Raw genomic sequence first — 21,152 nt, 5'->3', positions numbered from 1 at the left:
CGGCCCCACGATCACCCCCGCACCCACCACCGCGAACGCCGTGACATACCAACGTGCTCTTCGCACACGCACCTGACCTCCAGGGCCTCGTCCTCGCCAGCGAAGGAGCCGCGCCCGGGGACGCCACCCGGCGCCCCACCGTCGCCCCTCGCGACGTCGATGATCACCCTGAGATGTCCGGCAACGCCGGATCGACTACAGGCGTTCCACCGCGTCGATCAGGCTTGCTGAGCGGTGATGTTGAACACCCGGTTGATCGAGCCCGCGGCTACGTCCCTCGAATTCGTCTGACGGGTAGGTGTTCCAGAGGGCCGGCACCGTCCTCAGGCGGGTTGGACGCCGGGGCGGCCGTTTTCCACGGCGAAGGAGGCACGGGTCGTCACGGGGGCGCCGGGCTGCTGGACGTACGGCAGGACGCGGAAGTCGCTCTGCCAGCGTTCGCGGTCGACGTTGACCCGTACGTAGCCTCGCTGCGAGTTGAAGAACTTCATGTGCGGGTTGGCCGCCAGGAACTTCCGGCCTTCGTCCGTCATGTCGGCCCCGTTGCCGCCTCTGGTCACGGAGGTCCCGACGAACTCGCTGGCGACCGTGGGCGAATCCGTCTCGTTGAAGTCCCGCTTGAGGTCGCACGCGTAGTTCTGATGGCGGTCGCCGGTGATGACGACCAGGTTGTCCACCCCACGGTCCCGCGCCGCGCCGAGCACCGCGGCCCGGTCGGCGGCATACCCGTCCCACGGGTCCATCGCCAGGCTCTTGGCGGGCCCGGGGTCCCAGTCGGTCTCGGTCATCGGCGCCTGGTTGCCGAGGACGTGCCAGCGGGACCCGGACGTGCGGAAGCCGTCCAGCAGCCATTCGCGCTGGCGGTCGCCGAGGATCGTCCGGTCCGGGTCGAGCCTCTCGTCGCAGTCCGCGATCGGCCCGGCCTTGCCGCACGCCTGGGTGTCGCGGTACCCCCTGGTGTCGATCATGGTGAAGGTCGCCAGCCGCCCGTACGAGAGGCGCCGGTGCAGCCGGATGTCGGGGCCGTTCGGCATCTGAGCGTGGCGGAGCGGCAGGTTCTCATAGAACGCCTGGAACGCGGCGGCCTTGCGCGCGGCGAACTCCTCCGGAGGCGGGTTGGGGTTGCGGCCCAGGATGACGGTGTCGCCGGCCCAGTCGTTGACCACCTCGTGGTCGTCCAGTGTCACGATCCACGGGAAGCGGGCGTGCGCCTTCTGCAGCGGCGCCTCGGACTTGTACAGCGAGTACTGGAGCCGGTAGCGGGCCAGGTCGAAGGCTTCGGTCCCGAACTGCGGTGGCACTTGGACGCCGCGCAGGTTGGAGTTCGTGATCTCGGTCTCGTAGATGTAGTCGCCGAGATGGACGACCAGTTCGATGTCCTCGTCCGCGATGTGGTCGTACGCCGTGTAGTACCCGTCCCCCCACGCCTGGCAGGAGGCGAAGGCGAAGCTGAGGCCGCGGGGGTCGGACGTCGGCGACGGCATGGTCTTCGTGCGGCCGGTCGGGGAGATCTGGCCGCCGGCGCGGAACCGGTAGAAGTACTCGTGACCGGGCCGGAGCCCGTGGATCTCCGGGTGCACCGAGTGCCCGAGCTCCGGCGTCGCCACCGCCGCCCCGCGCCGGACGACGTCCCGGAAGCGCTCGTCCCGCGCGACCTCGTACTCCACCTTGACCGGCCGGTCCGGCATACCCGCCTTGCCGTCGGGCGCGAACGGGTCGGGCGCCAACCGCGTCCACAGGACGAAGCCGCCCGGCGCCGGATCACCCGAGGCGATCCCGAGGCTGAACAGCTCCCCGCTCTCGGCGAAGGCACGAGTACCAGGCGCCCCCCACGCGCCGGTGCCGAGCATCACCGCGGCGGCCGCCGACCCGCTGAAGCCGAGGAACCTGCGCCGGGACATCCGCGGCACGCCAGCTGAGCCCATGGGACCCCCCGTTTCATGATCGACTTCGGTCAGCCAACCACCGGGACGGGACCGCCGTCGATAAGCAGCGGGTGATCACCGCATTGCAGGACGAACTCGGCGCAGATGAGTGCGTCAACGATCAGAAATGAGATGCCAGGTGAGTGAGGAGGGTGGTGAAGTTCCGCCTGGTGAGGGTGAGGTGGCCGCTGTGGGGGGTTTTGCTGTCGCGGATGCCGATATGGCCGTTCAGGTCGGCGATCTCGACGCATTCGCCTTCGTTGGCGCCGCTGTGGGTGCTTTTGCGCCAGCGGGTCTGGGGTGGCTCGGGGGTGTTCATGGTTGTGATGTGAGGTGGGTGAGGAGGGTCGCGAAGTTTTGGCGGGTGAGGGTGAGGTGGCCGGTGTGGGGGGCTTTGCTGTCGCGGATGGCGATTTGGTCGTGGAGGTCGGCGATCTCGACGCATTCGCCTTCGTCGCCACCGCTGTGGCTGCTCTTTCGCCAATGGGCCGGGGACGGTTCGGGGGTGTTCATGGTTGCGACGCTATCCCGTCGATGAGCTTCAACGAAGCGGTCCTGTTCAGGGCGGCCGAGAGTAGGAGCTCGAAGATCTCCTCATGGGACGCGACCTCGTCCTCGTCCTCCACAAAGACGCTTTTGGCGAACCAGTCGCCTATGGACACGGTGAGTCGTCCAGGTGGGCGCAGGGAGATGAGATGGCACGGGGTAATGAGCGAGAGGTATCCGCTGGCCGTGCGCGGGAGGACGCGCAGGTCTACGTGATCGAGCCGGGCGGTTTCGGACAGTCGGCGGATCTGCGCGCGCAAGATCGCGGGGTCGCCACCGACCTGGTTGTGAAGAACTGCCTCCGCGATGATCGGCACGTAGTGAGGTGGATCGGGGCGGCTCAGGACCTGCTGGCGGGACATTCGGAAGTCGACCAGCGTCTTGGCGTTGCGCGAATTCCTGGCAGGACCGACGGCCATGAGTTTCCAGGTGTACTCGGGGGTCTGGAGGAGGCCCGGGATGGTGGTGGATTGGAAGGTTCGGATCTCGGCGGCATCTTCTTCCAGGCTTGCCAGGTCCAGAGCGGCGGCGGAGATGCGGCCCACCCGTTCTCGTACCCATCTGCCGGGGCTGTGGGTGGCCAGGTGGAGGAGGGACGTGCGGAGCGGGCCGTCTGGGATGCCGTAGAAGTCGAGGAGGCCGGCGAGTTCTTCGGGGGCGATGGTGTACAGGCCGTTCTCGACCATGCTCATCCAGCCCTGGGAGCGGCCGAAGCGGCCGGCCGCGGTGGAGATGGTCAGGTTGTGGTGCTCGCGGGCCTTGCGGAGCGCTGAGCCGATCCGGCGTTGGCGGACGGTGGGGGCGTGTCCGGGAGACATCCCTCCAGCATGTCACTGAGCGTGGCGAATCGTATGCGGAACGGCTCCCGGGTGAACGTTCAGCTGGGAAACGTTCAGCCGGGAGGACACGACGACATCGGGCGGCGAATGTAGCGGGCGACTCCGAAACGAAGGGAGAAGCACCATGGGAGTGCCCGAGACGAGAAGACTGCGGCGCGGAGTGTCGTGGAGGGCGGTGTGATGAGTTGCGGTGGCCTGGTCGTGCTCGGTGTGATCACGCTGCCGGGCGTCCGGGAGTCCGTGGCGAACGCGCGGCTGTTCCTTCGGGACATGCTGCCTGTCGGGCTGCCGGCACTGGACGACCTGGTGTCGGTCGGCAGTGAGACGGTCTGCAACGCCATCGCCCACACGGCCTCGGGGCACGGCGGCCAGGTGACGGTCGGGCTGCTGGTCGGAGAGGGCCTCTACCGCCTGGAGGTCGCCGACGACGGGGCGGGCGGCAGGCGTCCGTACGTCAAGGCCGAGGACGGCACCGAGAGCGGACGCGGGATGCGGGTCGTCGAGGCCCTGTCGGAGCGGTGGGGTTTCCGGGCGGACGGGGATCGCACCGTGGTGTGGGCGGAGTTCCGGATCGGGAACTCGTCAGGAAACTCCGACAGGGGGTTGTCGCCTGCCTGTCCGACGCTGGTGCCAACAGCGTGCGAAGAGGAGAAAAGATGACCGTTCCCGCGTTCAATACCGTCACGTGGTTCCAGGTGGGCACCGACGCGCCCGAGGAGGCCCGGGCCTTCTACGGCGACATGTTCGGGTGGAAGTTCGCGGCCAACCCCGGTGAGCCCGGCTACGACCTGATCAGCTACCCGGGCGCCGACCAGCCGAGCGGGGGCATCGCGCGCGTCCCGGATCCGTCCGGGAACCACGCGATCTTCTATGTGCTGGTCGAGGACGTGGACGCGACCTGCGTCCAGACGGAGAAGCACGGCGGCAAGGTCGCCGTCCCGGCCGTGACCGACCCCAGCGGCCTGCGGTTCGCCCATCTGGAGGACCCGGCGGGCAACCGCTTCGGCATCTTCAAGCCCCCGGTGTCCTGACGGGAGAGGGCCCCGGATCCGTCGAGGATCCGGGGCCCTTCGCCTTGGTGATCGCGGCCTACACCTCCGCGATCACCGGCAATAAGTCACGCATCTCCGCCCGTGTTGCTTTCGGCGCTGCCTACGCCGCCTGCGAAGACGGAGCTGACGTCGGCGTTCAGCTGGTAGCGCTCGATGGCCTGCTGGAGCGTCTCGGGCTTGACCTCGCCGTTGCGGGCCAGGCGGGTGAGGACGGCCAGGACGATCGAGGCCGCGTCCACGTGGAAGAAGCGGCGTGCGGCGGCGCGGGTGTCGGAGAGGCCGAAGCCGTCGGTGCCGAGGGAGGAGTAGTCCCCGCTCACCCAGGGGGCGATCTGGTCGGGTACGGCGCGCATGAAGTCCGATACCGCGACGATCGGGCCGGCCACGTTCTCCAGCGTCCGGGCGACGTAGGGGACGCGCTGCTCGGCGTCGGGGTGCAGCAGGTTCCATTCGTCGCAGTCGCGGGCCTCGCGGGCGAGTTCGTTCCACGAGGTCGCCGACCATACGTCCGCGGAGACGCCCCAGTCTTCGGCGAGCAGGCGCTGTGCCTCCAGGGCCCACCGGCCGCCGACGCCTGAGGCGAGGATCTGGGCCTTGGGCGCCTGGCCGTTGCCGGTGGCGACCTCGGGGGCCGTCTTGTACCGGTACAGGCCCTTGAGGAGGCCGTCGACGTCCACGCCGTCGGGTTCGGCGGGCTGCTGGTACGGCTCGTTGTAGATGGTGAGGTAGTAGTAGACGTCCTCGCCGTTCGGGTGGTCCTCGGTCGGGCCGTACATGCGGCGCAGCGCGTCCTGGACGATGTGCGCGAGCTCGAACGCCCACGTCGGGTCGTAGTGGACGCAGGCGGGGTTCGTCGCCGCGATCAGCGGGGAGTGGCCGTCGGCGTGCTGGAGGCCCTCGCCGGTGAGCGTCGTGCGGCCCGCGGTGGCGCCGAGCAGGAAGCCGCGGCCCATCTGGTCGCCGAGGGCCCACATCTGGTCGCCGGTGCGCTGGAAGCCGAACATCGAGTAGAAGATGTAGACGGGGATCATGTGCTCGCCGTGCGTGGCGTACGCGGTGCCCGCGGCCATCGTGGAGGCCATCGAGCCGGCCTCGCTGATGCCCTCGTGCAGCATCTGGCCCTGCTCGGACTCCTTGTACGACAGCAGTAGCTTGCGGTCGACCGCGTCGTAGGTCTGCCCGTGCGGCGAGTAGATCTTGGACGTGGGGAACAGCGAGTCCATGCCGAACGTGCGGTACTCGTCCGGGGCGATCGGGACGAACCGGGCGCCGATGTTCTCGTCCTTGATGAGGTCCTTGAGCAGCCGGACGAACGCCATCGTCGTCGCGACGTTCTGCTTGCCGGAGCCCTTCTTCAGCTCGGCGTAGACGGCGTCGCCGGGGAGCTTGAGCGGTTTGGCGCGGACGACCCGCTTCGGCAGGAAGCCGCCGAGCGCCGCGCGGCGCTCGCGCATGTACTGGATCTCGTCGGAGTCCTCGCCCGGGTGGTAGTAGGGCGGGAGCGGCGCCTCCAGCGCGGAGTCGGGGATGTCCAGGTAGAGACGGTCCCGGAACTCCTTCAGCTCGGCCTTGGTGAGCTTCTTCATCTGGTGCGTGGCGTTGCGGGCCTCGAAGTCGGAGCCGAGCGTCCAGCCCTTGATGGTGTGGGCGAGGATCACGGTGGGCTGGCCGACGTGCTCGCGGGCCGCCTTGAACGCCGCGTACACCTTGCGGTAGTCGTGCCCGCCGCGCGACAGCTTGCGCAGGTCGTCGTCGTCCAGATGCTGGACGATCTTGCGCAGCCGGGGGTCGTCGCCGAAGAACTTCTCCCGGATGTACTCCCCGGACTCGACGGTGAACGTCTGGAACTGGCCGTCGGGGGTGGTGTTCATCTTGTTGACCAGGGCGCCGTCGACGTCCTGCGCGAGCAGCGGGTCCCAGTCGCGGCCCCAGATGACCTTGATGACGTTCCAGCCCGCGCCGCGGAAGAACGACTCCAGCTCCTGGATGATCTTGCCGTTGCCGCGGACCGGGCCGTCGAGCTGCTGGAGGTTGCAGTTGACGACGAAGGTGAGGTTGTCCAGCTCCTCGCGGGCGGCGAGGCCGATCGCGCCGAGCGACTCGGGCTCGCCCATCTCGCCGTCGCCGAGGAACGCCCACACGTGCGAGCGCGAGGTGTCCTTGATCTTGCGGTTGTACAGGTAGCGGTTGAACCGGGCCTGGTAGACGGAGTCGATGGCGGTCAGGCCCATGGACACCGTGGGGAACTCCCAGAAGTCCGGCATGAGCCGCGGGTGCGGGTAGGACGACAGTCCGCCGCCCGGGTGCGACTGCTCCTGCCGGAAGCCGTCCAGCTTCTCCTCGGGCAGGCGGCCCTCAAGGAACGCGCGGGCGTAGATGCCGGGCGCGGCGTGCCCCTGGATGAACACCTGGTCGCCGGACTCGCCGTGGTCCTTGCCGCGGAAGAAGTGGTTGAAGCCCACCTCGTACAGGGAGGCCGCCGAGGCGTAGGTGGCGATGTGGCCGCCGACGCCGAGCTCGGGGCGGTTGGCGCGCGACACCATGATGGCCGCGTTCCAGCGGATGTAGGCGCGGATGCGCCGCTCCACGTGCTCGTCGCCGGGGAACCAGGGCTCGGACTCCGGCGGGATCGTGTTGATGAAGTCGGTGCTGCGCAGGCCGGGCACCCCGACCTGCTGCTCGCGCGCCCGCTCCAGCAGCCTGAGCATCACGTAGCGGGCCCTGCCGCGGCCCTCGGTCTTGATGACCGTGTCCAGCGATTCCAGCCACTCCCGGGTTTCATCCGGGTTGATGTCGGGCAGCTGGCTCGGCAGGCCGTCGCTGATGATCGAAAAGCGTTGACGTCCGGAAGCCACGGGTTCCCCTCTGTGCTTGCCGTCTCTGCTGGTGAGGCCCTTGGCCGCCCGTTCGGGAGGCCGCCGGTCCCCGGCATGACTGTTCGTCGCCTCGGTTGTGATCCATCGTCGCCGTTTATGACGGCTAACGCATCTCTACCAATCGGTAACCATTCTCCCCGGTCAGCCGGGGTAGTGGTCCCCCTGAGGGCCGATTTTCCGGTCCGCCCGGGGAGGATCCCCTGGTGATCGTCCGGGTCCGTCCCGGGATCCGTCCGGGATTCCTCTCGACGGGACGCGCCGGACGTACGAAGGTGGGAGCAACAGCGCCATGCCCGATACGTCCCGCCGCTCGGCGGGCCGAAACGAGCTTGGGAGAGTCTATGAACGCGAGTATCGGAGACCGCCTGCACGTCCACGGCAACGTCGTCGGGCAGGCCGACCGGCAAGGCGAGATCATCGAGGTGCGCGGGCCCGACGGCGACCCGCCCTACGTCGTCCGGTTCGACGACGGGCGCGAGGCCCTGGTGTACCCGGGGCCGGACGCCGTCGTCGAGAGCGGCGAGCCGGCGGGCGGTGTCTCCGGATAGGGCCGAGGGGTCCGCCGCCGCGGATCGGGTACACCAGTGATCATGGAGAGCACCGTGGTCCGGGTGGCCACCGGCGGCCGGGAGGCCGTTCACGACATCACGGGCGAGTGCGAGCGGTTCGCCGCCTCGGCCGGCGGGGACGGGCTGCTGCACGTCTTCGTCCCGCACGCGACCGCGGGTGTGGCGATCATCGAGCTGGGCGCCGGCAGCGACGACGACCTGCTGGCCGCCCTGGGCGACCTGCTGCCCGCCGACGACCGCTGGCGGCACGCCCACGGGTCGCGGGGGCACGGCCGCTCGCACGTCATGCCCGCTCTCGTGCCGCCCTACGCGACCGTCCCGGTGCTGGACGGGCGCCTCGCGCTCGGGACGTGGCAGTCCGTGGCGCTGGTGGACCTCAACGTCGACAATCCCGACCGGCAGGTCCGGTTGTCGCTGCTCAAGGGATGAGCGTGGAATGTCACCCTCTGTGGGCGTCCGGTGACGGCCGCCTTCGTATTCGGGCCAATGAGCCCACCAAAAGCCGGGAAGACACTTGCGCTAGGGGCCCCCACTTGTGTGGACTGTCCCGCAAACACCGCACTGGTGTGGGCGGGCCACCCGTCCTGGGGGGCCGGAAAAGCACCGTGCACGAAGCACCGTGCGGAATGACGACCATGGGAGGACTTTCGTGAGCGCGACCGCGGGTCAGGCGCAGTCTGAGCGCAGCCTGGCCGAACGGCTCGGTCTGAAGGCGGGCCAGGTGGTGCAGGAGATCGGCTACGACGACGATGTCGACGAGGAGCTTCGCGGCTCCGTCGAGTCCGTCACGGGGAACGAGCTGGTCGACGAGGAATACGAGGACGTGGTCGACATCGTGCTGCTGTGGTGGCGCGAAGAGGACGGCGACCTGTTCGAGGGACTGACCGATGCGATGTTCCCGCTCGCGAGCGGCGGCACCATCTGGTTGCTGACCCCGAAGGCGGGCCGGGACGGGCACGTGGAGCCCAGTGACATCGGTGAGGCGGCCCAGACGGCAGGCCTGTCCCAGACGAGCAGCATCAGCGCCGCCAAGGAGTGGTCCGGCACGCGGCTCGTCGCACCCAAGGTCCGTAAGTAGTCCCGGACTCTCCCGCATGGCGGCCCGCGCGCGGAGCGGTCCGTCCAGAGCGGCCTGTCCAGAGCGATCTTCGTCCGGCCTTGAGGCGCCGTTCAGGACGGGATGGCAGACTGGGCCCGTTCCCCACGCCCGTGGGGACGGCCGTTCCCCCCGCCGCGGGCGGGGAAGATTCGCGGGAGAGGCATTGGCGGTTGAGGTAGGCGACGGCGCACCGGACTTCGAGTTGAAGGACCAGCACGGCACGCCGGTGAGGCTGTCGGGTCTGCGCGGCGCGAAGAACGTCGTCCTGGTGTTCTACCCGCTGGCGTTCAGCGGGGTGTGCACGGGCGAGCTGTGCCAGATCCGCGACGAGCTGCCCACGCTGGGCGGCGACGACGTCCAGGTGCTCGCCGTCTCGGTCGACTCCATGTTCGCGTTGCGGGCCTGGGCCGACCAGGAGAAGTACCAGTTCCCGCTGCTGTCGGACTTCTGGCCGCACGGCGGGGTGGCGCAGCGCTACGGCGTGTTCGACGACAAGAGCGGCCTCGCCACGCGCGGCACCTTCATCATCGACACGCAGGGCGTCGTCCGCTGGAAGGTCGAGAACGCGATCCCGGACGCACGCGACATCGGCGAGTACCGCAAGGCGCTCGCCGCGCTCTGAGCGAACCGGACCGGTGCCGACCGTGCGGCACGAGCCCGCGGCCGGCACCGGCCCCCGCACCCCTGGAGGTGTGATGCCCTGCTTCCGCTGCGGGGCGCGGCAGACCGACCCCGTGCGCGGCGCGAGCCCGTGGAAGCGCGGGGTGCGGGCCGACCATCAGGTGCTGATCTGCCCTGGCTGCCAGACCGCCCGCGACTGGGCGGACGACCTCGACCGGTGCGCGGCCTGTGGCTCGGCCGTCCTGGTGTGCCGGCTCGGCGAGGTCGAGTGCCGCGACTGCGGCCACACCCGCGACGCCGTCCGCGACGACCGGCCGTCCGCCGGCCCGGTGCGCTCCGGCGACGGTCCTGACGACCAGCCGGGCGGCTCGCCGGGCGGTGCGTCCGGGGACCGGGGGCTGTCGGAGGAGGTCGCGGCGGCGCTGAGCCGGGTCCTCAAGCGGGGCCCGGTCGGCTGACGGGGCGCCCGGCGCGGGGTGGCCGCCTTCGGCCACGATCCGCGTCCGCCCGTTCTCACCCACCGTAGTGGGGCTCGACGGAACGGTTGCGCGCACTCGCCGATGGGCTCCGGGGGGACGGCGCGCCCGGCCCGGCCGCCGCCGCCCACCCGGTTGACCACGGCTTTTGGGCTTGACGTCGGATTCGTCCCCCTGGCACGCTGCGCGGATGCCGATCGTGCTCATGCGCCTGGTCCACGGGATCACGTCGCGTTCCTGGCGCGCGCCCGCGCTGGTGCTGCTGGGGGCGTTCCTGATCGGCTGGCTGCTGATCGCGGTGTTCGAGGAGCCCGGCGCCAAGATCAAGCAGCCGCACCAGTTCGTCTGGTACTTCTTCGTCAGCGGCACCACCGTCGGCTACGGCGACCTGTTCCCCACCTCGGCGGGCGGGCGGATCGGCGGCGCGATCGTCATCATGGCCGGGCTCACCGCGGGGCTCGTGCTGTTCGCCGAGCTGACGCTCTGGATGGCGAAGGGCAGGACATTGAAGGCCAACGGGCACGCCCAGCTGCACCACCGGCGCCACATCGTGACCGTCGGCTACGACCGCGAGGGCCTGCGCGCCATCATCGGGCAGCTGCGCGCCGACCCCGACTTCGCCAAGACGCGGGTCGCCACGGTCTTCTGGCCGGACCAGCTCGGCGGCGAGAACCCCGACCCCGAGCTGTACGACGTGGTCGCGTTCGACGACACCGCGTTCGAGCGGGCGTGCCTGGGGACGCGCGGACGGTGGTGGTCGTCGGCCGCACCGACGACGAGACCGTCCGGGTGATGCTGCACGTGGTCGCCTACCTGCGGCGGAGCGGGGGACCGTCCCCGCACCTGCTGGCCGGGGTGCACGACGGCGGGCGGCGCGCGGAGATCACCGAGGCGCTCGGGCTGATCGGGCCCGACATCGAGCCGGTCGACATCGACGACCCCGCCGTCGTCTCGGTCGCGATCCGCAACCCCGGCGTCGCCGCGATCTACCACAACCTCGCCAGCACGCTCGACGCCGATTCGACCCTGTTCCGGGTGGACGTGCCGGACGGCGCTGGCGAGTGGCCCCGCCTCGACCTCGCGGTGTTCCTGCTGCGCCGGGGCAGCACGCTGCTGGCGGTGGGGGAGTCGCACCGCCCGAACGCGCGGTTCAGGCTCGCGGCCGAGCCGGACGAGCGGATCCGCGGCGGCCAGTCCCTGGCCGTCGTCGCGCCGGACCGTCCCGAGATCCCCTGGCACGAGATCCCCGCCTGACCGGCGGAGACGGGGGTGGCCGGGAGGGCGGCCCCGCGCCCCGCTGGGACGCCCTCCCGGCCGCCGCGTCACGCGCGGCCCGAGGCACAGGTCAGACCTCGGGGCCTCCCCGCGCGCCCGCGGGATCGGCGGCCTCCGCCAGGCGGACGGGGAAGCGACCTAGGCGGGCTGCCGGTGGGCGGCGTCGCGCGCCGGGCGCGGGTGCAGCGGCGGTGGTCGTCCACGCAGGCCGCGGTCATCCGTTCCGCCCCGAGACATTGCACAAGCCTTCCGGTCAGTGTGGCCTTACCCGCCCATGGGGCACCTGGCTCCTCCGTCCTGCGGAATTCGGTTTTCGCCTGGAGATTAGGACGGATCGCCGCCCGGTTCGTCCCCCATTCAGGGGAGTCCAGGGGTGAAACGTCCAGAGGCGCCGCGCTCGCACGCTACTGGCGAGTAGCTTGGGGTTGTTATCGTGCCGGAATGAGCCCCCCTGTGCGTGTCGTCCTGGTCGACGACCACGAGATGATCCTCGCCGGCCTGCAGGCGATGCTCGCCGGGTTCACCGGGCGCGTGCGGGTGGTGGGCCAGGCGGGGACGGGCGCGGAGGCCACGCGCCTCGTCACCTCGCTCCGCCCCGACGTCGTCCTGCTGGACGTCCGGCTCGGCTCCGAGAGCGGCCTGGACCTGTGCCGCGCGCTCACCAAGCGGGTCCCGGAGGCGCGGGTGGTGTTCCTGTCGGTCTACGACGACGAGCAGTACGTCTTCGAGGCGTTGCGGGCCGGGGCGGGCGGCTACCTGCTCAAGCGGGTGGACGGGCCGGAGCTCGTCCGGCGGCTGGAGGAGGTCGCCCAGGGCGAGACGGTCGTCGACCCGACGCTGGCCGGGCGGATGGCGGTCACCGCGGCCCGGCTCACCCGCGGCGAGTTCTGGCCGGGCGCCGACCGGGGGCTCACCCAGCGCGAGAGCGAGGTGCTGTCGCTGCTGGTCGGCGGGCTGTCCAACAAGGCGATCGCCGCGCGGCTGGTACTGAGCGAGGAGACGGTGAAGAGCCACCTGCGCGCCCTGTACCGCAAGCTGGAGGTGGCCGACCGCTCGGCCGCGATAGCGGTCGCGCTGCGGGAGGGCCTGTTCCGATGACGGGGGCCGCGGGACCGGCCGAGCTGCTGGCGGGACGGGGGAACGACCTGCTCGTCCGCATCGTCGCCGTGGCGTGCTCGGCCCGGGAGCTGCCGCGCATGGCCGAGGACCTGGCCGGGCTGGTCGTCCGGTCCGCGCGGGCGCTGACGTTCTGCGACGTGTACGTCCTGGACGAGGACGAGCGGGCCATGGAGTGGTCCGGGCCGCCCGTCCCGCTGGGGGAGGGCGACGTCGGCTGGGTGGCGGTGCACGGCCGCGCCCGCGCGCACACGGACGGACGCGGCGCCGCGATCCCCGTCCACAGCGGGAACGCCACGATCGCCGTCCTGGACGTGCGTTCGGCCGGGCCGTGCCCGCGCGAGGACCTCGACCTGGTCACCGCGCTCGCCGAGCTGTTCGCGCCGGTGCTGTGCTCGTGCCGCCGGCTGCGCACCGCGCGGAAGCGCGAGCACGCCGCCGAGTGGTTCGCCGAGCGGGCCGTCGAGGCGCAGGAGGCGGAGCGGTCGCGGCTGAGCCGGGAGATCCACGACGGCATCGCGCAGCGGCTGGCCGGCCTGGGCTTCCACCTGTCGGCGGCGGAGCGGGCGCTGCCCGAGCACCATCCCGAGGGCCTCGCGCAGATCATCGTCGCGCGCCGGCTGTGCGAGCTGGCGGCGGCCGAGACCCGCGCGGCGATCGGGGGCCTGCGCCCGCCCGTCCTGGACGATCTGGGCCTGTCGGCGGCGCTGGCCACGCTCGCCCGCGAGGTGGGGAACGGCCCGGGGCCGTCCGGCTCGATCGACGTCACCGTGACGGTCGAGGGGGAGTTGGAGGACGCGCTGCCCGACCACGTGCAGACCGCGCTGTACCGCATCGCGCAGGAGGCCGTGGGCAACAGCCTCCGGCACGCCTCGGCGACCTGCGTCGACCTGCTGCTGGAGCACTTCGAGGACCGCGTCCGGCTGAGGGTCGCCGACGACGGCACGGGCTTCTCGATCCGGGACGCGTGCGCCCAGAGCGGCCGTTCCCGGCCGGCGGCCGGCCGTTCGGCGCCGCCGGGCGGCCTAGGCCCGGCCGGGCGGGGGGAGCGGGTCCGGCGCCCCGACTCCTACGGGCTGCGCGGCATGGCCGAGCGGGCCGAGCTGCTCGGCGGCCGCGTCACGGTGACGAGCCGGCCGGGCGCCGGGACGACCGTCGAGGCCGTCATCCCCATCCCCGGACGCGGCCGGCCCTGACCGGGCCCTGACTTGGCCGCCTGACCTGCCCTTGACCTCGTCCGGACACCGGGTGCGTCCTGGCCGGGGCCTCCCGCCCCGCAGGCCCTGCCGAGCGGCGCCGCCGCCCGCGGAGCCTTGACCTGCACGTGAGCCGCCTGCTAGCTTTGCCGCATCCTGGAATAGCATTCCGTATCGCGGAAATCCGGAGTGAGCCGACGGAGGGACCCCCGTTGAAGAACCTCATGCCGATCCTCGCGGCGGTGCTGCTCGGCAGCGTCGCAGCATGCTCCTCGTCCGGGGACGGGGACGACTCCAGCGGCCCCGTCGAGCTCGTGATCTGGCACGGCCAGGAGAACGCCGCGGCCAAGTCCATCGAGAAGCTCGTGGGCGCGTTCAACAAGACACATCCGGGCATCAAGGTCAAGGCCGACTCCGGGGGCGCCACCGCCGACACGATGCTGCCGAAGGTCACGGCCGGGTTCGCCGCCGATACCTATCCTGACATCGCCTACATGTACGGCTCCTGGGCCGCCGCGCTGGCGCGCAGCCCGAAGGTCCCCGACCTGAAGAAGTACACCGGCGATCCCAAGGTCGGCTGGAACGACTTCTGGCCGGGCACCCGGGAGGCCACGGCCGTCAAGGGCAAGGTGATCGGCTTCCCGGCCGTCTCCGACAACCTGACCGTCCTCTACAACAGGAAGATGCTGGCCGAGGCCCACCTGAAGCCGCCGGCCCCGACCTGGACATGGGACGACTTCCGGGCGGTGGCGCGCAAGCTCACCGACACCGGCGCCAAGACCTACGGGACGACCTGGCCCATCGCCGGCGGCGAGGAGACCACGTGGGCGCTGTGGCCGCTGGTCTGGCAGAACGGCGGGGACATCCTGTCGCCGGACGGCAAGAAGGCCGCCTTCAACTCCCCGCAGGGCGCGCGGGCGCTCGCGGTGATCCAGGCGATGGCCGTCCAGGACAAGTCGGTCTACCTGGACTCCAGCCCCGCCGAGAAGGGGCAGAAGCTGTTCGAGTCCGGCCGCCTGGGGATGATGCTCGCCGGCCCGTGGGTGCTGCCCGACGTCCAGGCCGCGAAGATCGACTACGCGTTCGCGCCGCTGCCCGGGACGAACGGCGACCACCAGACGGTGTCCGGCATGGACAACTGGACCGTGCTCGACCACGGCGACCGGCGGATCAAGGCGTCCGCCGAGTTCCTCACCTGGCTGACCCGGCCCGAGCAGCAGCTCGTCTGGATGATGGACACCGGCTCGCTGCCGACCCGCGCGTCGATCGCCAAGCTGCCCGGCTACCAGGACTACCTGAAGAAGTACCCGGGCATCGGCGTCGTCGCCGACAACATCGTCAACGCCAAGAAGATCCGGCCGGCGACCTCGAAGTACCCGCGGATCTCCGGGTTCGTCGCCCAGGCCATCGCCTCGACCCTGCTCGGCAGGTCCGATCCGCAGAGCGCCCTGAACGACGCGGCGCGCAAGTCCGACTCGCTCCTCGCGGTCCCCGGCCAATGAGCACGGTGACCGCCACGAAGGAGAAGACGGGGGAGACCACCCGTTCCGGACGGTGGCCGGGGCGCCGTCCGGGACGGGGTGGGCCCGCCCGGCGCGCGGGGCGGCGGCGGGCCGCCGACCAGGCCGCCGGATGGTCGTTCGCGGGACCGTCCACGCTGCTGGTCCTCGGCTTCTCGCTGCTGCCGATGGGCTGGGCGATGCGGCTGTCGCTCACCGACTCCGACCTGGTGACCGAGGGACAGGGCGTCGGGTTCGACAACTACCGGGCGCTCGCGCACGACCCGGTGTTCTGGAAGTCGATCCGCAACACCCTGGAGCTCATCGCCCTCTACATCCCGATCTCGCTGGTGCTCGGGCTCGGGGTCGCGATGCTGCTGAACAAGCCGATCCGCGGCATCGGGTTCTACCGCGCCTGCTTCCTGGTCCCGTTCGTCGCCTCCGCCGCCGCCGAGGGCCTGCTGATGGCGTTCGTGTTCGACAAGGACTTCGGCATCGTCAACGGGCTGATCACCCGGGCGGGGCTGCCGGCGCAGGGCTTCCTGGACGATCCGTCGCAGGCGATGCTCGTCATCACCGGGATCTTCATCTGGACCCAGTTCGGGTTCAACGTCGTCATCTACCTGGCCGCGCTCCAGGAGATCCCCCGGGAGGTCATCGAGGCCGCGTCCATCGACGGCGCGGGCCCGTGGCGGACGTTCCGGCACATCGTCGTCCCGTCCGTCCGGCCGATCTCGCTGTTCCTCGGCGTGTGGGGGCTGATCGACTGCCTGCAGTTCTTCGACCTGCTGCTCACCTCGACCAAGGGCGGGCCCGTCAACTCGACGATCACGATCGTCTACTACGTCTGGCAGCTCGCCTTCGAGTACTTCACCGCCGGGTACGGCGCCGCGGTCGCGTACGCGCTGTTCGTGGGAAGCCTGGTGGCCATCGTCATCGGCCTGCTCTTCGGGCGCCGGAAGGGGTTCCTGCTGTGACCACCGCGCAACCCGCCATGAACACCGGCCCCGGGCCAGAGGCAGTGCCCGGGGCCGGGCCGCGGCGGCGCCTGCCGAGCGCCCGGCACCTGGTGCTGGCCCCGCTGTCGCTGCTGATGGTGGTCCCGTTCGTCTACATGCTGGGCGCGTCCGTCATGACCAAGGCGCAGCTCAACCGGTTCCCGCCGCCGCTGTTCCCCACGCGCCTGCACCTCAACGGCTACCAGGAGCTGCTGTCGGACTCGGAGTTCCCGCGCTGGTTCCTCAACAGCGTGATCGTCTCCGGGGCGATCGTGGTGTCGCAGGTCGTGCTGTGCAGCATGGCGGGGTACGCGTTCGCGCGGCTGCGGTTCGTCGGACGGCGGGTCGCGCTGGTGCTGGTCATCGCCACCACGCTGATCCCGTTCCAGCTCACCGTCATCCCGACGTTCCTCATCTTCCACAAGCTGCACCTCATCGACACCCTGGGCGCGCTGATCGCGCCGCAGCTCGCGTCCGCGCTCGGCGTGTACCTGATGACGTCGTTCTTCCAGAACTTCCCGCGCGAACTGGAGGAGGCGGCCCGGATCGACGGCTGCTCCCGCTGGGGCGTGTTCTTCCGGGTCGTGCTGCCGGTCGCGCGCCCCGCCCTGGCCGCGCTCGCCGTCATCACGTTCATCTACGCCTGGAACGATCTGTTCTGGCCGCTGGTGGCGATCTCGTCCAAGGAGAACTACACGGTGCAGGCGGGGCTGGCCTCGTTCCAAGGCCAGCACCGCGCCGACTGGCCGCAGATCATGGCCGGGACGGTGCTGACCACCGTCCCGGTGCTGATCGTGTTCCTCGTCGGCCAGCGCCGGTTCGTCCAGGCGCTGGCCGGGGCCGTCAAGGGGTGAGGCCGAGGATCCGGGCCGCGTTGGAGGCGTAGACCCGGGCGAGGACATCGCGCGGGAGGCCCAGCCCGCTGATGTGCCACCGGCCCATCAGCGGCGGGTCGTCCTCCGAGTGCGGGAAGTGCTCGTCGAGCGTCTCCAGGAACCGGAAGTGGGTCGCGTAGGTCCCCGGGGACGGCGGGAACTCGTCGGTGCCGAACAGCACCCGGTCGGGGAACCGCAGGACGAGGTCCCGGGTCGCGCGCGGCTGCCGGCCCAGCTCGGCGATGCGGGCGGCGATGTCGATGTTCAGGTTCGGGTACGTGGCGAGCATCCGCCAGACCCGGCCGAGGTCCTCGGCCTGGCAGCCCGCGTGGACGGCGATGAACGTCGTGCGGGGATGCCCGGCGACGACGGTCTCCAGCGCGTCCATCAGGCGGTCGAAGCGCGGGAACCGCTCGGTGTCGGCGAACGACCAGTCCGGATGCGCGAGGAGCTGCTCGTAGCGCTCGTTGCGCTCGTCGATCGGGTCGAAGAAGGCGATCGGGTCGGCGGTGTGGATGGCGACGGGGATCCCCAGCTCGGCGGCGGTGTCCCACAGGTCGCCGAGCCGCGGGTCGTCGGGCAGGACGAGCTGCCCGGCGGCGTCCCGCACGTGCAGCCCCAGGTCCTTCCAGACCTTCAGCCCGCGCGCGCCCGCCTCCACGGACCGCCGCAGGCCGGGCGCCAGGCCCTTGCCGTCCTCGCGGTTCAGCTCGTCCCAGTCCGCGTGGCAGAACGTCACGAACCGGCCGGGGTGGGCCCGGTCGTAGCGGTCCAGGTTCTCCTGGAGCTCCTCGCCCCACCGGCCGTCGAGGTTCACGATCGTCCGGACGCCGCAGCCGTCCATGACGTCGAGCAGCCCGCCCACGTCGGGGACGGACCAGTCACCCGTCAGCCAGCGCCCGAGATGGTTGTGCGCGTCGATCGCCGGGACGGACGCGCGCGGAACGCTGGACCCCGGCACGCGGAGCCGCGGCCGGGGTCGGTACTCACTCAGTTCCATGTCCTCACTCCCATTGAGGTTGTGCCGTCCGCCCGCGGCCGGTCGCCGCCATGACGGCGACCGGCCCGGGGGGACGTGGTCGGATCAGCGGCGAACACCCTCCGGAAGGGCGTCGCCATGGGCGGTGATCATGTCCTCCACCAGGTCGTGGATCTGCGGCAGGGTCAGCGTCGCGGCGGCGTTCGGGTCGAGCATCGCCGCGTGGTGGACGTGGTCGCGGCGGCCCTCCAGCGCCGCCCGGACGGTCAACTCGCCCACGTTCAGGAACGTGCGGTTGAGCGCGGCGAGCTGCGGCGGCATCGCCCCGATCCGCGTCGGCCGGACGCCCGACCGGTCGACCACGCACGGCACCTCGACGCAGGCGTCCGCCGGCAGGTTCGCGATGAGCCCGTCGTTGCGGACGTTGCCGTGCACGATCCGGCGGGTGCCCGTCTCGATCGAGTGGATGATCTCCGAGGCCAGCTCGGACATGGGCTCGACCTCCACGCCCTCGCCCGCGGCGAGGCGGCGGCGCGTCTCCTCGTAGGTGTCGAGGTTCTCCCGCGACCACTCCAGGTAGGCGCCGACCTGGATGCCGAAGTGCTCGACCTGGTCGTCGTGGCGCAGGAACCAGGGCAGGTACTCCGAGCCGTGCAGGCTGGACTCGGTCGGGAAGTGCCCGAACCGCGTGAACACCTCGGCCCGGACGGTCCGCCGCAGCGCCGGGTCGGCGTCGATGACCTCGGCCAGCCGCGGGTACAGGTCCACCCCGTCCCGCTCGAACCTCAGCACGAACGCCTGGTGGTTGACCCCGGCGGTGACGAACGCGACGTCCTCCACCGGGACGCCGACCAGGCCCGCCAGCCGCGCCTGCGTGTCGCGGACGGAGTGGCAGATGCCGACGACGTTGCGGAACGGCGTCCCCTCGAACACCGCGCGGGGGATCATCGTCATCGGGTTGGTGTAGTTGAGCAGCAGGGCGTCCGGGGCCAGCTCGGCGAGGTCGTTGCCGAGCGCCACCATCACGGGGACGGTGCGCAGCGCGCGGAAGATCCCGCCGATGCCCAGGGTGTCGGCGATCGTCTGCCGCAGCCCGTACCGCGCGGGCACCTCGAAGTCGATCCGCGTCGCCGCGAAGCCGCCGACCGCGATCTCGTTGATCACGTAGTCGGCGCCGTCGACGGCGGCGCGCCGGTCGGTGTGCGCCTCGACCTTGGCGGGCGCCCCCAGGTGGGCCACCATCCAGTTCGCCATGGACTCGGCGGTCGCGAGCCGTCCCGCGTCGATGTCGTGCAGGACGAGGGTGGACGAGCCGAGGCCGGGCAGGGTGAGCAGGTCGGACAGGACGTTCTTGGTGAACTCGACGCTTCCGGCGCCGATGAAGACGATGCGTGCCATGCGGGTCCCTTACATGATCGCGAGCTGGCCGCCGTCGATGACCAGCTCGGCTCCGTGGACGAACGAGGCGTCGTCGGAGGCGAGGAAGGCGTAGGCGGAGGCGACCTCCGCGGCCTGCCCCGCCCGGCCGAGCGGAATGTGGTCGCGCTGGTAGGCGGCGACGAAGTCGGGGTCGAGGGTCGCCTCGATGGAGGCGTTGAGCGGGGTCCTGATGTAGCCGGGGCAGACCGCGTTCACGCGGACTCCGTGCCGCCCGAGCTCGACCGCCATGGTCTTGGTGAGCAGCAGCACGCCGCCCTTGGACGCGTTGTAGTGGGCGTAGTCCTCCTCGCCGCCGAGCGCGTTCGTCGAGGCCATGTTGACGATCGCCCCGCCGGCGCCGGACTCGACCATCACCCGGCCGACGGCCTGCCCGACGAGGAACATGCCCCGCAGGTTGACCGCGATGATCGTGTCCCAGTGGGCCGGGGTGATCTCCAGGAACGGCTCGCGCCAGGACGTCCCGGCGTTGTTGATCAGCACGTCGACGCCGCCGAGCGCGGACCGGGCCCGCGCCACCAGCCGGGCGACGTCGTCCTCCCGGCTGACGTCGCAGACCGTCCCGGAGATCTCGCCCAGCCCGGACAGCCCGGCGACGGTCTCGTCCACGCCGTCCAGGCCGCAGACGAAGACGCGCGCGCCCTCCTCCAGGAACCGCCGGGCCGCGGCCTCGCCGATCCCGCTGGTACCGCCCGTGATCAGGACGTTCTTGCCGGTGAGCCCGCGCATCAGCGCACCCTTCCCCGGGCGGCGGCCCGGACCGCGGGGGAGTACGCCCCGGCGGGCGGGGCGGTGACGGCCTCTTCGGCTGTGGAACGGGACATGCGCAAGCCCTCTCAGACTCCGAGCACGACCGCGCGCCCGACCTTCGGCACGAAGTACTCCTGGTCGGGGAACTGGCGGTCGAGCGTGTCGACGAACGTCGTCACCGATTCGGCGTTGACGGCGAACAGGTCGTGATGGCTCGGGACCAGCCAGCGCGCGTCCGCCCGCGCGGCGAGGTGCGCCGCCTCCCGGACGGTCAGGTTGCCGACGATCCCCATCTCCTCGCGGATCCGGTCGCGGCCGTTGACCGGCAGCAGCGCGACCCGCGGCCGGAGCCCCTCCAGGGCCCGGTCGATCTCGGGATGCAGGACGGTGTCGCCCGCGTGGTAGACGGTCACGCCCTCGTCCAGTTCGACGACGTACCCGAGGAACCGGTGCGCGCCGTCCTGCACCATCACGTCGTAGCAGGCGGGTCCGGTGTACTCCGGCGAGTGCGCCGCCGGGACGGGATGGACGCGCACGCCCGCCACCTCCAGGGGCCGCCCCGCGTGGGCCGGCTCGAACCGCGCGCCCAGCGCCTCCACGTCGCCCCGCAGGACGGGCGGCGCGACGACCGTGAAGGGGCGGCGCGCGAGGGCGGGCCCGAGCGTCAGCGGGTCGAAGTGGTCGGCGTGCTCGTGGGTGACGACCACGACATCGGCGTCCAGGCTGTCCGGGCCGAAGGGCGGCGGGAACCGGCGCGCCCACCGTCCGGGCGGCCCGAACTCCGAGTCATCGGCCAACCGGTCCGACAGGTAGGGATCGACCGCCACGACCGTCCCGCCCGCGCCCTTGAGCAGGAACCCGGCCTGGCCGAGGGCGCAGACGCCGACCATCCCGGGGGGCACCGCCAGCTCGCGGAAGCCCGCGCTGACGTCCATGAACATCTCCCTTCGTGCAAACCGCTCATACCGCTAAAGACACCCGAACTCCCACGCACATTCGCACCCCCCGCGCGTCCATGCCCACC

The 21,152-nt window shown here is 71.1% G+C and carries 23 protein-coding genes; 14 read left to right on the top strand and 9 right to left on the bottom strand.

The window, feature by feature from the left end:
- Positions 1–323 precede the first annotated feature (323 nt).
- From E1298_RS27070 to E1298_RS27055, 4 genes are all read right to left on the bottom strand, one after another.
- Positions 324–1,925, bottom strand: coding sequence for an alkaline phosphatase D family protein (locus E1298_RS27070; protein ID WP_131898099.1), 1,602 nt, complete (start codon positions 1,923–1,925; stop codon positions 324–326).
- Between the two features lie 121 nt (positions 1,926–2,046).
- On the bottom strand, positions 2,047–2,244 hold the full coding sequence (locus E1298_RS27065) for a DUF397 domain-containing protein (protein WP_131898097.1): 198 nt from the start codon (positions 2,242–2,244) through the stop codon (positions 2,047–2,049).
- The gene (locus E1298_RS27060) at positions 2,241–2,438 is read right to left on the bottom strand and encodes a DUF397 domain-containing protein (protein WP_131898095.1); all 198 of its coding nucleotides are present in this window, start codon (positions 2,436–2,438) and stop codon (positions 2,241–2,243) included. The genes E1298_RS27065 and E1298_RS27060 overlap by 4 nt, the downstream gene beginning before the upstream one ends.
- The gene (locus E1298_RS27055) at positions 2,435–3,289 is read right to left on the bottom strand and encodes a Scr1 family TA system antitoxin-like transcriptional regulator (RefSeq protein ID WP_131898093.1); all 855 of its coding nucleotides are present in this window, start codon (positions 3,287–3,289) and stop codon (positions 2,435–2,437) included. Before E1298_RS27055 ends, E1298_RS27060 begins: the two co-directional genes overlap by 4 nt.
- A 201-nt stretch (positions 3,290–3,490) precedes the next feature.
- On the opposite strand from E1298_RS27055, the gene E1298_RS27050 reads away from it, so the two are divergent.
- The gene (locus E1298_RS27050; RefSeq protein ID WP_131898091.1) at positions 3,491–3,970 is read left to right on the top strand and encodes an ATP-binding protein; all 480 of its coding nucleotides are present in this window, start codon (positions 3,491–3,493) and stop codon (positions 3,968–3,970) included.
- Positions 3,967–4,341 (top strand): VOC family protein, encoded by a 375-nt coding sequence (locus E1298_RS27045; protein WP_131898089.1) that lies wholly within the window; start codon positions 3,967–3,969, stop codon positions 4,339–4,341. The genes E1298_RS27050 and E1298_RS27045 overlap by 4 nt, the downstream gene beginning before the upstream one ends.
- Before the next feature lie 86 nt (positions 4,342–4,427).
- Here the strand turns inward: E1298_RS27045 and aceE are convergent, their stop codons facing one another.
- Complete coding sequence (gene aceE / locus E1298_RS27040) at positions 4,428–7,217, bottom strand: pyruvate dehydrogenase (acetyl-transferring), homodimeric type (protein WP_131898087.1); 2,790 nt, start codon at positions 7,215–7,217, stop codon at positions 4,428–4,430.
- 362 nt (positions 7,218–7,579) lie between these two features.
- Between aceE and E1298_RS27035 the strand changes: the two genes are divergently transcribed.
- The 12 genes from E1298_RS27035 (at position 7,580) to E1298_RS26980 (ending at position 16,941) form a co-directional block, all read left to right on the top strand.
- Positions 7,580–7,786 (top strand): DUF1918 domain-containing protein, encoded by a 207-nt coding sequence (locus E1298_RS27035; protein ID WP_131898085.1) that lies wholly within the window; start codon positions 7,580–7,582, stop codon positions 7,784–7,786.
- Positions 7,787–7,828: 42 nt separating this feature from the next.
- Positions 7,829–8,236: a secondary thiamine-phosphate synthase enzyme YjbQ gene (locus E1298_RS27030; protein ID WP_131898083.1), complete on the top strand. Its 408-nt coding sequence runs from the start codon at positions 7,829–7,831 to the stop codon at positions 8,234–8,236.
- A gap of 220 nt (positions 8,237–8,456) precedes the next feature.
- Entirely contained in the window at positions 8,457–8,885 is a 429-nt protein-coding gene (locus tag E1298_RS27025) for a DUF3052 domain-containing protein (RefSeq protein ID WP_131898081.1), read from the top strand.
- A gap of 184 nt (positions 8,886–9,069) precedes the next feature.
- Positions 9,070–9,528, top strand: a complete 459-nt coding sequence (locus E1298_RS27020; RefSeq protein ID WP_131898079.1) for a peroxiredoxin — start codon at positions 9,070–9,072, stop codon at positions 9,526–9,528.
- Between the two features lie 22 nt (positions 9,529–9,550).
- Positions 9,551–9,985: a hypothetical protein gene (locus E1298_RS27015; RefSeq protein ID WP_243725838.1), complete on the top strand. Its 435-nt coding sequence runs from the start codon at positions 9,551–9,553 to the stop codon at positions 9,983–9,985.
- A gap of 208 nt (positions 9,986–10,193) precedes the next feature.
- Positions 10,194–10,796: a potassium channel family protein gene (locus tag E1298_RS27010; protein WP_131898076.1), complete on the top strand. Its 603-nt coding sequence runs from the start codon at positions 10,194–10,196 to the stop codon at positions 10,794–10,796.
- Positions 10,754–11,257: a hypothetical protein gene (locus E1298_RS27005; protein WP_165975680.1), complete on the top strand. Its 504-nt coding sequence runs from the start codon at positions 10,754–10,756 to the stop codon at positions 11,255–11,257. The genes E1298_RS27010 and E1298_RS27005 overlap by 43 nt, the downstream gene beginning before the upstream one ends.
- A 462-nt stretch (positions 11,258–11,719) precedes the next feature.
- Positions 11,720–12,376: a response regulator gene (locus tag E1298_RS27000; RefSeq protein WP_207944861.1), complete on the top strand. Its 657-nt coding sequence runs from the start codon at positions 11,720–11,722 to the stop codon at positions 12,374–12,376.
- A complete protein-coding gene (locus tag E1298_RS26995) occupies positions 12,373–13,590 on the top strand; it encodes a GAF domain-containing sensor histidine kinase (RefSeq protein ID WP_131898072.1) in 1,218 nt (405 codons plus the stop codon). The genes E1298_RS27000 and E1298_RS26995 overlap by 4 nt, the downstream gene beginning before the upstream one ends.
- A gap of 212 nt (positions 13,591–13,802) precedes the next feature.
- A complete protein-coding gene (locus E1298_RS26990) occupies positions 13,803–15,092 on the top strand; it encodes an ABC transporter substrate-binding protein (protein ID WP_131898070.1) in 1,290 nt (429 codons plus the stop codon).
- A 5-nt stretch (positions 15,093–15,097) separates the two neighbouring features.
- On the top strand, positions 15,098–16,066 hold the full coding sequence (locus E1298_RS26985; protein WP_243725837.1) for a carbohydrate ABC transporter permease: 969 nt from the start codon (positions 15,098–15,100) through the stop codon (positions 16,064–16,066).
- Complete coding sequence (locus E1298_RS26980) at positions 16,063–16,941, top strand: carbohydrate ABC transporter permease (RefSeq protein WP_207944860.1); 879 nt, start codon at positions 16,063–16,065, stop codon at positions 16,939–16,941. The genes E1298_RS26985 and E1298_RS26980 overlap by 4 nt, the downstream gene beginning before the upstream one ends.
- On the opposite strand, the gene E1298_RS26975 is transcribed toward E1298_RS26980, so the two are convergent.
- From E1298_RS26975 to E1298_RS26960, 4 genes are all read right to left on the bottom strand, one after another.
- Positions 16,931–17,962, bottom strand: a complete 1,032-nt coding sequence (locus tag E1298_RS26975; RefSeq protein WP_131898066.1) for an amidohydrolase family protein — start codon at positions 17,960–17,962, stop codon at positions 16,931–16,933. The two genes, E1298_RS26980 and E1298_RS26975, sit on opposite strands and share 11 nt — an antisense overlap.
- 84 nt (positions 17,963–18,046) lie before the next feature.
- Positions 18,047–19,339: an alpha-glucosidase/alpha-galactosidase gene (gene melA / locus E1298_RS26970; RefSeq protein ID WP_131898064.1), complete on the bottom strand. Its 1,293-nt coding sequence runs from the start codon at positions 19,337–19,339 to the stop codon at positions 18,047–18,049.
- A 9-nt stretch (positions 19,340–19,348) separates the two neighbouring features.
- On the bottom strand, positions 19,349–20,107 hold the full coding sequence (locus tag E1298_RS26965) for an SDR family NAD(P)-dependent oxidoreductase (protein ID WP_131898062.1): 759 nt from the start codon (positions 20,105–20,107) through the stop codon (positions 19,349–19,351).
- 107 nt (positions 20,108–20,214) lie between these two features.
- A complete protein-coding gene (locus E1298_RS26960; RefSeq protein ID WP_165975679.1) occupies positions 20,215–21,063 on the bottom strand; it encodes an MBL fold metallo-hydrolase in 849 nt (282 codons plus the stop codon).
- Positions 21,064–21,152: the final 89 nt, after the last annotated feature.

The sequence above is a fragment of the Actinomadura rubrisoli genome (genome assembly GCF_004349215.1).
Taxonomy (GTDB): Bacteria; Actinomycetota; Actinomycetes; order Streptosporangiales; family Streptosporangiaceae; genus Spirillospora; species Spirillospora rubrisoli.
Note: the sequence above shows the minus strand (reverse complement) of the source record. Positions and strands in the feature narration are given on the sequence as shown.

What these genes read in the sequence shown, in the direction of transcription:
- melA (WP_131898064.1), bottom strand. Translation starts at nt 19,339, where the DNA reads ATGGCACGCATCGTCTTCATCGGCGCCGGAAGCGTCGAGTTCACCAAG.
- E1298_RS26995 (WP_131898072.1), top strand. Translation starts at nt 12,373, where the DNA reads ATGACGGGGGCCGCGGGACCGGCCGAGCTGCTGGCGGGACGGGGGAAC.
- E1298_RS26975 (WP_131898066.1), bottom strand. Translation starts at nt 17,962, where the DNA reads ATGGAACTGAGTGAGTACCGACCCCGGCCGCGGCTCCGCGTGCCGGGG.
- E1298_RS27070 (WP_131898099.1), bottom strand. Translation starts at nt 1,925, where the DNA reads ATGGGCTCAGCTGGCGTGCCGCGGATGTCCCGGCGCAGGTTCCTCGGC.
- E1298_RS26965 (WP_131898062.1), bottom strand. Translation starts at nt 20,107, where the DNA reads ATGCGCGGGCTCACCGGCAAGAACGTCCTGATCACGGGCGGTACCAGC.
- E1298_RS27000 (WP_207944861.1), top strand. Translation starts at nt 11,720, where the DNA reads ATGAGCCCCCCTGTGCGTGTCGTCCTGGTCGACGACCACGAGATGATC.
- E1298_RS27060 (WP_131898095.1), bottom strand. Translation starts at nt 2,438, where the DNA reads ATGAACACCCCCGAACCGTCCCCGGCCCATTGGCGAAAGAGCAGCCAC.
- E1298_RS27035 (WP_131898085.1), top strand. Translation starts at nt 7,580, where the DNA reads ATGAACGCGAGTATCGGAGACCGCCTGCACGTCCACGGCAACGTCGTC.
- E1298_RS27050 (WP_131898091.1), top strand. Translation starts at nt 3,491, where the DNA reads ATGAGTTGCGGTGGCCTGGTCGTGCTCGGTGTGATCACGCTGCCGGGC.
- E1298_RS27010 (WP_131898076.1), top strand. Translation starts at nt 10,194, where the DNA reads ATGCCGATCGTGCTCATGCGCCTGGTCCACGGGATCACGTCGCGTTCC.
- E1298_RS27045 (WP_131898089.1), top strand. Translation starts at nt 3,967, where the DNA reads ATGACCGTTCCCGCGTTCAATACCGTCACGTGGTTCCAGGTGGGCACC.
- E1298_RS27030 (WP_131898083.1), top strand. Translation starts at nt 7,829, where the DNA reads ATGGAGAGCACCGTGGTCCGGGTGGCCACCGGCGGCCGGGAGGCCGTT.
- E1298_RS27055 (WP_131898093.1), bottom strand. Translation starts at nt 3,289, where the DNA reads ATGTCTCCCGGACACGCCCCCACCGTCCGCCAACGCCGGATCGGCTCA.
- E1298_RS27065 (WP_131898097.1), bottom strand. Translation starts at nt 2,244, where the DNA reads ATGAACACCCCCGAGCCACCCCAGACCCGCTGGCGCAAAAGCACCCAC.
- E1298_RS26960 (WP_165975679.1), bottom strand. Translation starts at nt 21,063, where the DNA reads ATGGACGTCAGCGCGGGCTTCCGCGAGCTGGCGGTGCCCCCCGGGATG.